14 protein-coding genes are annotated in these 9722 nt (G+C 72.9%); 8 read left to right on the top strand and 6 right to left on the bottom strand.

Annotation, left to right across the window (positions count from 1 at the left end; all coding sequences use genetic code 11):
• The first annotated feature begins 129 nt into the window (after positions 1-129).
• Positions 130-480: a protealysin inhibitor emfourin gene (locus ABD333_RS42620; RefSeq protein ID WP_344548354.1), complete on the top strand. Its 351-nt coding sequence runs from the start codon at positions 130-132 to the stop codon at positions 478-480.
• 20 nt (positions 481-500) lie between these two features.
• On the opposite strand, the gene ABD333_RS42615 is transcribed toward ABD333_RS42620, so the two are convergent.
• The 3 genes from ABD333_RS42615 to dhaK are packed head-to-tail and all read right to left on the bottom strand — an operon-like array spanning position 501 to position 2505.
• Positions 501-881, bottom strand: coding sequence for a PTS-dependent dihydroxyacetone kinase phosphotransferase subunit DhaM (locus tag ABD333_RS42615; RefSeq protein WP_344548353.1), 381 nt, complete (start codon positions 879-881; stop codon positions 501-503).
• A gap of 2 nt (positions 882-883) precedes the next feature.
• Positions 884-1513, bottom strand: a complete 630-nt coding sequence (gene dhaL / locus ABD333_RS42610) for a dihydroxyacetone kinase subunit DhaL (protein ID WP_344548352.1) — start codon at positions 1511-1513, stop codon at positions 884-886.
• Positions 1510-2505 carry a dihydroxyacetone kinase subunit DhaK gene (gene dhaK, locus ABD333_RS42605; protein WP_344548351.1) on the bottom strand — a complete coding sequence of 332 codons (996 nt, stop codon included), beginning with the start codon at positions 2503-2505 and terminating at the stop codon, positions 1510-1512. Before dhaK ends, dhaL begins: the two co-directional genes overlap by 4 nt.
• A 112-nt stretch (positions 2506-2617) precedes the next feature.
• Here dhaK and ABD333_RS42600 point away from each other — a divergent pair, with 112 nt between their 5' ends.
• The 3 genes from ABD333_RS42600 (at position 2618) to ABD333_RS42590 (ending at position 4928) form a co-directional block, all read left to right on the top strand.
• Positions 2618-3337 (top strand): PIG-L deacetylase family protein, encoded by a 720-nt coding sequence (locus ABD333_RS42600; protein WP_344548350.1) that lies wholly within the window; start codon positions 2618-2620, stop codon positions 3335-3337.
• 72 nt (positions 3338-3409) lie between these two features.
• A complete protein-coding gene (locus ABD333_RS42595; protein WP_344548349.1) occupies positions 3410-4354 on the top strand; it encodes a nucleoside hydrolase in 945 nt (314 codons plus the stop codon).
• A gap of 121 nt (positions 4355-4475) precedes the next feature.
• The gene (locus ABD333_RS42590; protein ID WP_344548348.1) at positions 4476-4928 is read left to right on the top strand and encodes an SRPBCC family protein; all 453 of its coding nucleotides are present in this window, start codon (positions 4476-4478) and stop codon (positions 4926-4928) included.
• A 20-nt stretch (positions 4929-4948) separates the two neighbouring features.
• Here the strand turns inward: ABD333_RS42590 and ABD333_RS42585 are convergent, their stop codons facing one another.
• Complete coding sequence (locus tag ABD333_RS42585; RefSeq protein ID WP_344548347.1) at positions 4949-5482, bottom strand: AAA family ATPase; 534 nt, start codon at positions 5480-5482, stop codon at positions 4949-4951.
• Positions 5483-5521: 39 nt separating this feature from the next.
• Between ABD333_RS42585 and ABD333_RS42580 the strand changes: the two genes are divergently transcribed.
• Together ABD333_RS42580 and ABD333_RS42575 are read left to right on the top strand one after the other, a co-directional pair.
• On the top strand, positions 5522-6247 hold the full coding sequence (locus ABD333_RS42580; RefSeq protein ID WP_344548346.1) for a helix-turn-helix transcriptional regulator: 726 nt from the start codon (positions 5522-5524) through the stop codon (positions 6245-6247).
• An 85-nt stretch (positions 6248-6332) separates the two neighbouring features.
• Positions 6333-6707 carry a DUF3703 domain-containing protein gene (locus ABD333_RS42575; RefSeq protein WP_344548345.1) on the top strand — a complete coding sequence of 125 codons (375 nt, stop codon included), beginning with the start codon at positions 6333-6335 and terminating at the stop codon, positions 6705-6707.
• A 7-nt stretch (positions 6708-6714) separates the two neighbouring features.
• Here ABD333_RS42575 and ABD333_RS42570 read toward each other — a convergent pair whose 3' ends face one another.
• Both ABD333_RS42570 and ABD333_RS42565 read right to left on the bottom strand, forming a co-directional pair.
• Complete coding sequence (locus tag ABD333_RS42570; protein WP_344548344.1) at positions 6715-7344, bottom strand: NAD(P)-dependent oxidoreductase; 630 nt, start codon at positions 7342-7344, stop codon at positions 6715-6717.
• A 95-nt stretch (positions 7345-7439) separates the two neighbouring features.
• Positions 7440-8042: a short chain dehydrogenase gene (locus ABD333_RS42565; protein WP_344548343.1), complete on the bottom strand. Its 603-nt coding sequence runs from the start codon at positions 8040-8042 to the stop codon at positions 7440-7442.
• A gap of 138 nt (positions 8043-8180) precedes the next feature.
• Between ABD333_RS42565 and ABD333_RS42560 the strand changes: the two genes are divergently transcribed.
• Positions 8181-8567: a winged helix-turn-helix transcriptional regulator gene (locus ABD333_RS42560; RefSeq protein WP_344548342.1), complete on the top strand. Its 387-nt coding sequence runs from the start codon at positions 8181-8183 to the stop codon at positions 8565-8567.
• Positions 8568-8581: 14 nt separating this feature from the next.
• Positions 8582-9703 carry a winged helix DNA-binding domain-containing protein gene (locus ABD333_RS42555; protein WP_344548341.1) on the top strand — a complete coding sequence of 374 codons (1122 nt, stop codon included), beginning with the start codon at positions 8582-8584 and terminating at the stop codon, positions 9701-9703.
• The last annotated feature ends 19 nt before the right edge of the window (positions 9704-9722 follow it).

Here is a 9722-nt window from a genome sequence, read left to right as displayed (position 1 = left end):
GACAAAACTGTACTGCAACTCCTTGGCTCACAGAACGACATGGCTACGATCCGACTTGCCCGATGGCGGGCACGACGACCGGGGAACGCCGGGCGGACGGCCCGGCCGAGCGCTCCCGGAGGCGGGCTCATGCGCGTGAAGATCGAGAGCACCGGCGGTTTCGCGGGCGACCAGGTGATGGTCGCGCTGTACGACACCGGCGAACTGCCGAAGGAGGAGGCCGACAGGCTTCGCGAGGCGGTGGCGGCGCTCGCCGCCGCCGACGAGAGCGGCGAACCGGGCGAGATCGGCGCCGATCTGCCCGCGTACCGCGTCACCGTCGGCGAACTCGACGGCGACCAGCGGGTCTTCGAGGTCGTCGGCACGCATCCGGACGCCGTCGACGGGCCGCTGACCGTGCTGCTGCGCGGCCCGGCCGAGCCCGCCGAGCCGCCGGAGGGCAAGCCCGCCAGCAAGCCCCCGAGCCCCTCCGGCCTCTGACAGCTCGGCCTCTGACGGGCCTAGGTTTTGCGGTGGTCGCGGGCCGACTCCGCCGCCGCGAGCACCACGTCCAACTCGGCGCCCGTGGCCGCCATGGACGCCGCCGCAACCGCGCCCTCGACCAGCGGCGCGTCGGCGAGCACGACCGCGCCGCCGGCGTCCTCGGCGTACAGCTTGGCGGTCAGCACCGAGCTGCCCAGGTCCGCGAGCAGCACCACGCCGTCGCCGCTGTCCGCGGCCCGGACGGCGCGCTCGACGAGGTCGATGCTCGTCCCGAGCCCGCCGCCGGCATCGCCGCCCGCGCACTCGACCACCGCCTTGCCGACGCCCATGGCCCGGGCGACCTCGGCCACGCCCTCCGCCAGCACCCGGCTGTGCGAGACGATCACAAGCCCGACCACGATCAGCTCCCTTCCCCGGCGGCCACGTCGGACAGGGCCCGCAGAACCAGCACGGTGGACGCGGCGCCGGGATCGAGGTGGCCGACGCTGCGCTCGCCGAGATAGCTGGCCCGGCCCTTGCGCGCCCGCATCGAGACGGTGGCCTCGGCGCCCACCTCGGCGGCCTCGGCGGCGGCCCGCGCGCACTCGGCCAGGGACTCGCCCTTGCCGAGCGCCGCCTCGTACGCCACCACCGCCGGAACGAGCGCGTCGACCATCGTCTTGTCGCCCTCGGCGGCCTGGCCGAGCTCCCGCACGCCCTCCAGCGCCGCCCGCAACGCGGCGCCGAGCATGGCGGCGTCGATCTCTTCCGCGTCGCCCAGCGCCTTGCCCGCCCGGCGCAGTGCCGTCCCGTACAGGGGGCCGGAGGCGCCGCCGGTCTTCGACACGATCGCCCGGCCCGCCGCGATGAGGACCTTGCCGGGGAGCGCCGCCTCGGGCAGGGCCTCGACGGCGGCGGCGAAGCCCCGGCTCAGGTTGAGGCCGTGGTCGCCGTCGCCGACCGCGGCGTCCAGCCGGGTCAGCCGGTCGGCGTCCGCCGTGACCAGCCGCGCCGCCCGCCGGACGAAGGCCGCCGCCATCGCCGCGTTCACCGGCCCCACCGCAGCGCGGGGGTCTCGACCGGGGCGTCCCAGAGCCTGGTCAGCTCGGGTGTGAGACGGCACACCGAGATCATGCAGCCGGCCATCTCCAGGCTCGTCACGTAGGGGCCGACGAGCGTGCGGGCGACGATCGCGCCGTGGCCGGCGAGCCAGTCGGCCGCCGCCGCGTACGCCACGTACTGCTCGATCAGCGGGGTACCGCCCATCCCGTTCACCAGGACGAGCACCTCGGCGCCCGACAGCGGCATGTCCGCGTCGATCGCGGTCAGCGCCGCGTCCACGATCTCGGTCGCGGTGGCGGCCTTGGCACGTTCCCGCCCCGGTTCGCCGTGGATGCCGATGCCGAGCTCGATCTCGTCCTCGGCCAGCTCGAACGTCGGCTGCCCGGCGGCCGGGACCGTGCAGGGCGACAGGGCCACCCCGAACGACCGGCTGCGCTCGTTCACCTCCCGCGCCACGGCCGCGACCGCGTCGAGCGCGCCGCCCTCCTCGGCCAGCGCACCGGCGATCTTCTCGACGAACAGCGTGGCGCCGGTGCCGCGCCGGCCCGCGGTGAACGTGCTGTCCTCCACGGCGACGTCGTCGTCGACCAGGACGGACGCCACCTCGATGTCCTCGTCCTCAGCCAGTTCGGCGGCCATCCGGAAGTTCAGGGTGTCGCCGGTGTAGTTCTTGACGACGTGGAGGACGCCGGCCCCGCCGTCCACCGCCGTCGTCGCGGCGAGGATCTGGTCGGGCACCGGGCTCGTGAAGACCTCTCCCGGCGCCGCCGCGTCGAGCATCCCGTACCCGACGAAACCGCCGTGCAGGGGTTCGTGCCCGGAGCCGCCGCCCGACACCAGGCCCACCTTCCCGGCGCGCGGCGCGTCGCCCCGGACGACGATCCGGTCGCCGGGATCGACCCGCAGGGACGGATGGGCCGCCGCCAGTCCGCGCAGCGCGTCGGCGACGACGTCCGCGGGGGCGTTGATGAGTTTGCGCATGTCTCTGCTCTACCCCGCCTGCCACGCGCGTCCCAGGCCCAATCCGGCCCGGCTGACCAAAGATCGTCGGCAGGGATTCGAACAGCGGGCCGGGACGCATAAAGTTGAATTCGTGACCAAAGACGCGCAGCGGATCCTCGTGGTGATGGCCCATCCCGACGACGTCGACTTCGGCGCGGCCGGGACGGTGGCGAGCTGGACCGACCAGGGCGCCGAGGTCGTCTATCTCATGGTCACCGACGGCGACGCGGGCGGCTTCGACGACGCCGTCACGCGGACGGAGATGGCCGCGCTGCGCCGCGACGAGCAGCGTGCCGCCGCCAAGTGCGTCGGCGTGGAGGACGTGCGGTTCCTCGGCTATCCCGACGGCCGGGTGGAGGCGACGCTGGAGCTGCGCCGCGACCTCTCGCGGGTGATCCGCCAGGTACGGCCCGAACGGGTGGTCATGCCGAGCCCCGAGCGCAACTACGAGCGCATCTATCCGAGCCACCCCGACCACCGGGCGGTCGGCTCGGCCGCGCTCGACGCGGTCTACCCCGACGCGCGCAACCCCTACGCCTTCCCGGAGCTGCTGGCCGACGAGGGTCTGGCCGCCTGGACGGTGCCGGAGGTCTGGATGGTCGGCGGCCCCACGCCCGACCACTACGTGGACGTCACCGGCACGTTCGACCGCAAGCTCGCCGCGCTCAAGGCCCACGCCAGCCAGACCTCGCACATGGAGGAAGGGAGCCTGGAGCAGATGCTGCGCGGCTGGCTCTCGGGCAACGCGCGGGCCGCCGGGTTCCCCGACGGGCGGCTGGCCGAGGTCTTCCAGATCATCGACACCGCCTGACCGGTGTCCGGACCGGGATGAACTGCGGATAACCTCCACGGGCGACGATCACCACCGCCCGAGGGGTTGGCCATGCCCAAGATCCTTTTTGACTGTGACACCGGCATCGACGACGCGATGACGCTGCTGTACCTCGCCTCGCTCGTGAAGGCGGGTGATGCGGAGCTCGTCGCGGTGGGCACCGTGCACGGCAACATCGACCCCCGCTCCGGCGCGCTGAACACGCTGCGGGTGCTGGAGCTCGCGGGGGTGGACGGGGTCCCGGTGGCGATCGGCGCGCCGCGTCCGATGGCCCAGGGGGTGCACTACGCGCTGGACTTCCACGGCGCCGACGGCCTGGGCGACACCGGCATGCCCGCGCCTCGCGGCGTGCCGACCGCCGAGGCCGCCCCCGCGCAGATCGTCCGGCTGGCCCGCGAGAACCCCGGCGAGCTGACCCTGCTGGCGACTGGGCCGCTGACCAACCTGGCCACCGCGCTGCTGCTCGACCCGGAGCTGCCGTCGCTGCTCCGCGAGGTCGTCATCATGGGCGGCGCGTTCGACCACCCGGGCAACATCACCACGCACGCCGAGGCGAACATCTGGCACGACCCGGAGGCGGCCGAGCTCGTCTTCGCGGCCGGCTGGCCGGTGGTGCTCGTACCGCTGGACGCCACGCACCCGACCGCGGTGGAGGGACCCTGGCTCGACCGGCTGGCCGCGCACGACTCCGAGCCGGCCCGATTCGCCACCCGGATCCTGGAGTTCTACATCGCCTCGTACACGCCGATCCTGAAGCGCCGCGGCTGCGTGGTCCACGACGCGCTCGCCGCCATGCTGATCGCCGAGCCGGACCTCGGCACGTACGTGGAGCGCCCGGTGCGGGTGGAGCTGCGGGGCGAGCTGACGCGCGGCGCGACGATCTGGGACGCCCGCGCCAACCCCGCCCGCGACGACCGGCGCCCGGTCAAGGTCATGGTCGGCGGCGACGTGAGCCGGTTCCAGGAACGCCTGCTGGCCTCGGTGTTCGCCCTCTGACAGCGCGGCCGGCCCGGCACCGCCCGGCCCGGCCGTCGCGTTGCCCACATCCGGTCCCGTGCCTTGTCGGTGCGGGACCGGCGTGCGTACGGTGCGGTGATCAAGCTTCCCGGGAGCCGTGATGCCGTACGAGATCGAGACCACCGCCACCTCCAGCGCGGCCGCCGAGGTGATCTTCAAGCACCTCGCCGTCGCCGAGGCGTGGGCGGAATGGGGCAGCTTCCCGACCAAGGCCAGGCGCGAACGCCCCGGCGACGAGCTGCCCAACGGCATCGGCGCGATCCGCAAGATCCCGCCGGCACGGGAGGAGGTCGTGGCCTACGACCCGCCACGGCACTACGCCTACGTCGCCCTGGCGGGCCTGCCCCTCCGGACGTACCGCGCCGACGTCACCCTGGAGCCGCAGGGGCTCAACACCCTCATCCGCTGGAAGGCCAGGTTCGAGCCCAAGATCCCCGGCAGCGGCCCGGTCATCCGGCTCTTCCTCGGCCGCGCGCTGACGTCGTTCGCCCGGCGCGTCGCCCGGCACTCCGAACGCTGCGAGCCCGGCTGCCCCGCCCGTCTCCCCGAATGAGGCGAGCGCACGATCCGGTGTCAGAGGCGGTACGGCTCGGCGCGCGCGAGGATCTCGTCCACGGTCTGCTCGACCGTCAGCTCCGAGGTGTCCAGCCACAGGCCGATCCGCGCGGTCTCTCCGCGCAACGACGTGTCCAGGTCGGCGACGGTGAACGAACCGGCGACGTACGCCCGCTTGGAGCGTCCCGCCTCGCGTACGGCGACCGCTTCGGGATTCGGCGCCAGCACCACCACGTACAGCGGACGCGTCCTGATCCGTTCGGCCATCCAGGCCAGGTGCTCACCAAGGATCACGTCCTGCACGACCGCGGCGAAGCCGGCGGACGCGTAGGCGTCGGCCGTGTCCGCCGCGAGCCCGTGACGCAGCCGCAGTTGGGCGAGGGCGTCCGGGGACGGGTCCGGGCTCATGTCGGCGCGGCCGTTGACGACGAACCGGCGGAAGACATCGCCCCGGACATGCGCCGATCTCGGCAGCCGCTCGGCCAGCGCCTGCGCCACCGTGGACTTCCCGGCCGCCTGGATTCCGGTGATGAGATGGACCGTGCCCGTCATGCGTTCATGATCGCAGCATCGGAGGGCTAGCCTGGCCGGATGAGCGCCAGCGGCCGGGGCCCCGCGAACGCCTGGAACGGCGTCGCGACCGTACGCCCGGGCCTTCTCGTCTATACGGGCACGGTCGGCACCACCACGCTGCACGCTCATCATTCGGTCCAGGTGTTCGTCGCACGGCGCGGCGAGATCGTGATGGCCGACGCGGCCGGTGAACGTCTCGGATGCCGCGCCGCCGTGATCCCGCCGGACGTGCCGCACGCGGTCGTGCACGGCGTGGACGATGCCCTGATGATGCACTTCGACCCCGAGTCGGCCCAAGGACGCGAGCTCGGCCGGTCGCCCGTTCCCCACGACGCGGTGGCGGGCTGGGTGCGGGCGGGTGACCTTCTCGGCCCGGCCGAGGACCTGCTCGACGCGCTCCCGGCCGCGCGGACGATCGTCGTCCGCCATCCGGCCGTGCACCGGACGTTGCGGACGCTGCCCGGAAGGCTCGACGGTCCGCCGATCCGGCTGGCCGAGCTGGCGCGGGCGGTCGAGCTGTCGGAGAGCCGGCTGGCGCATCTGTTCCGCGAGGAGGTCGGACTGCCGATCCGGCCGTACGTTCAGTGGCTTCGCCTGCGGCGCGCGGCGGAACTGGTGGCCGCGGGCGCGTCGGTGACCGAGGCCGCGCACGGCGCGGGCTTCGCCGACGGGGCTCACCTGAGCCGGGTCTGCCGCCGGATGTTCGGCATCGCCCCGTCGGAGTTCGTCCGCGCCACCGGATAGCCGCCCAGCAGGTTCGTTCAAGCGTCTCCGGAGGCGGGCGGGCGAGGCTGGCACTGGACATCCCCGACAAACCCGAGGAGTCGCCGTGCCCTCCCCCATGCCGCCCACCGTCCGGGCCGCCTTCGAGGCCGAACTGCGCCAGGCCCGTACGGCCACCGAGCCAGAAGCCAGGTGGACATCACTCGAACGCGCGCACATCCTGTCGCAGTCGTGGGCGTGGCCGCACACGCGGGCCCACTGGCACATGTTCGTGCTGGCGTTGAGGTGCCGCGACCGCAAGGAGGCCTGGGGCCAGGTCATCAGGCTTCTCGTCGGCGGCCCCGGCTCCCTGATGGGCCGTTCCCCCGAAGGCAACACCGGCCGAACGCGCGTCGGCCTGAAGACGGTCATGCCCGTTCCCGACGACCTCGCCGCCATCCTCGCGGAGGGCGAGGCGGTCAGCGCCGCTCGGAGCCGGTGACGCCTGCCTAGGCCGTGACGGCGAGGTGCGTCCGGCTGTGCGCCGGATTGTCGATCTCGTCCAGCAGGGCGATCGCGAAGTCGGGGTAGGTCATCCGGAGTTCGAGGTCACCGTGCCCGGCGATCTGGTACGACCCGCTACGCCCGCCGTCGTGGTCGAAGTCCCCGGCCGGACTGATGTAGAGCCAGTCGAGGCCGGTCTCGGCCAGCGCGTCGAGGCCCGCCGCGTGCCCGGACACGAACTCCCGGTATTCCTGCGGAAAGCCCGGCTCGTCCACGATCTGAACGCCGGACCCGCCCACCAGCAGCGAAGCCAGCCCGACGAACACCAGCCGGCTCACTCCGGCGTCGGCCAGCCCGGCACCGAGCGCACGCACCGCGCCGGTGTAGAACTCACGCGGCGGCACGCTCAGGTCGGCGACGCTGGCGATCGCCGCGTCGTGCCCGGCCGCCGCCTTCGCGACGTCGCCCGCGTCGGTGACATCGCCCGCGACGACCGTGACCCCGTCCGCGGCGAGGTCCCGGTGCGCGGCCGGGCTCCGCACGACCGCGGTGACCTCGTGCCCGCGCCGCCGGGCCTCCGCCACGGCCGCCTTACCGCCCCGGCCACCCGCTCCGAAGATCACGATCTTGCTCATGCCGTAGCACCCCATATCGGTCCGGGCCGATCCGTACGCCGGCCGTCGCCCGGACGCTACGCGGAGGGGCGGTTTCCAATGGGAAACCGGCCAGGTCACTCGACCACGTACACCCGGCCCGTCTGGTGCCCCTCGATCGAGCGCACGTACGCCAGCGCCGCCGCGGCCACCGGAACGGGCTCGAAACCGGCGAAGACGTCGGCGTAGTCGACCAGCGACTCGGTGAAGACCGTCGGGCTGACCACATTGATCCGCTGCCGCCCGGGCAGCTCGCCGGCGGCGGCGCGCACGAACGACTCGATCGCGCCGTTGGCCAGCGAGGCCATCGAGCCGGTGGGCACCGGCTCGCGGGCCAGTACCCCAGTGACCAGGGTGAACGACGCGTCCTCCGCCGCGTGCGCGCTGCCCTGCCTGACCAGCTCGACCTGGCTGAACGCCTTCCCGCGCAGGGCGGCCAGCACGTCCTCGGAGTCGAGCTCGGTGAGCGGTTTCCACGGCACCCATCCGGCCGTGTTCGCCACGGCGTCGACCCGCCCGGCCTTCTCGTACATCGCGCGGATCGACCCGGGATCGGTGATGTCGACCGCGACGTCCGAACCGTTCCGGGACGCGGTGACGATCTCATGGCCGAGCGGCCGCAGCGCCTCGTGCACCGCCCGGCCGAGCGTTCCCGTCGCACCGATCAGCAGAACCCTCATGACGCGCTCCTCTCGTTCGAACGACGATCAGAGCCTCGACCACCGAGGTTCATTTAGTCCAGCTACTTTAACTTCAGCAAGCATGTAGCAACTCTAAACGTAGGCGTCATCGATGGATCACCGGTTATCGTGACGCGCATGAAGGAGCCCTTGCGCCCGGACATGTTCGACGAGCTCTGTCCGTCGTCGCTGTCACCGATCCGCTTCGGCGACAAGTGGGCGGGGATGGTCCTCCGGGTCCTCGAACACGGGCCGCGGCGGTTCTCCGAGCTGCGGGTGCCGCTGCACGGCGTCACCGCGAAGGTGCTCACCCAGTCGCTGCGCGGGCTCGAACGGGACGGGCTGATCAGCCGCACGGTCTACGCGGAGTCCGCCCCGCACGTCGAGTACCGGCTGACGCCGCTGGGCCGCAGCATGCTGGTGCCGATGGCGGCGGCGTGCGCCTGGGTCGAGGAGCACTGGGAAGAACTCCTCGACGCCCGCGAGGCGTACGAGAACGCCGAACGACTCGATCGAGCCGGATAGGCGGGAACACCATCATGATCTCGCTGCGCGGCCTCAACCGCACCCTGCTCACCCGCCAGTTCCTGGTCGACCGCGTCCCGCTGACACCCGTCGAGACGATCAGGCATCTGGTCGCCGTCCAGGGCCAGGAGCCCAACTGGCCCTACATCGGGCTCTGGACGCGCCTTGCGGACTTCCGGCACGAGGATCTGGCCACGCTGCTCCGCGAACGCAGGGTCGTCCGCTCCACCATCCTGCGCCGGACCGTCCACATCGCCGACACCGACGACTTCCGCTGGCTCCGGCCGACCGTGGATCCCATCGTGCGCGCCGCGATCAGCTCGCCCTACTACGCCGACGAACTGGCCGGGCTGGACCTGGACGAGCTGCACAAGACGGGCTGCGCGCTGCTGGCCGGGCGGACGCTGACGCGACGCGAGTTCGGGCGGCTGATGGCCGAACGGTATCCCGGCCGCAACGGCGGCCGGCTCGCCTCGGCGGTGGAGCTCATGTCGGCGATGGCGCACGGCCCCGAAGCCGGGGCGTGGGGCCGCTGGGGCAGCCCGTCCAGCGTCTCGGTCACGCTGGCGGAGGAATGGTCGGGGCGGCCCATGGCGACCGCTTCCGACCCCGAACGGCTCGTCCTGCGCTACCTGGCGGCGTTCGGACCGGCCGGCGTCATGGACGTGCAGACGTGGGCAGGCGTCACGCGGCTCCGCGCGGTGATGGAGGGCATGCGCGGTCAGCTGCGCGTCGTCCGGGACGAGGACGGGCGGGAGCTGTACGACCTGCCCGACGCGCCGGTCGCCGACCCCGAGCGGCCCGTCCCCGTCCGCTTCCTGCCCGCGTTCGACAACGCGCTGCTCGGCCACAAGGACCGGCGGCGCGTCATCGACGAGGAGGACCGCAGGCGTTATGCGAAGGTCGCGTCGGGCGGGGTGCCGATGTTCCTCGTGGACGGCTTTGTCCAGGGCGTGTGGACCGTACGCGGCGGGACGCTGACGGTCGCGCCCTTCCGCCCGCTGCGGGACGAGGACGCCGAGGCGGTACTGGCGGAGGCCGAACGGCTGCGCGCCTTCATCGGCGGGGAACCGGCCATCGACTTCGTCGAGGACGGCTCGGCTCCCATCAACAACCTGCAGGCGGGCGGGCGCTGACCGCCGCCCACCACCGCCG

Source organism: Actinomadura fulvescens (genome assembly GCF_039533225.1).
Taxonomy (GTDB): domain Bacteria; phylum Actinomycetota; class Actinomycetes; order Streptosporangiales; family Streptosporangiaceae; genus Spirillospora; species Spirillospora fulvescens.
This window is presented reverse-complemented; position numbering and strand designations above follow the sequence as displayed.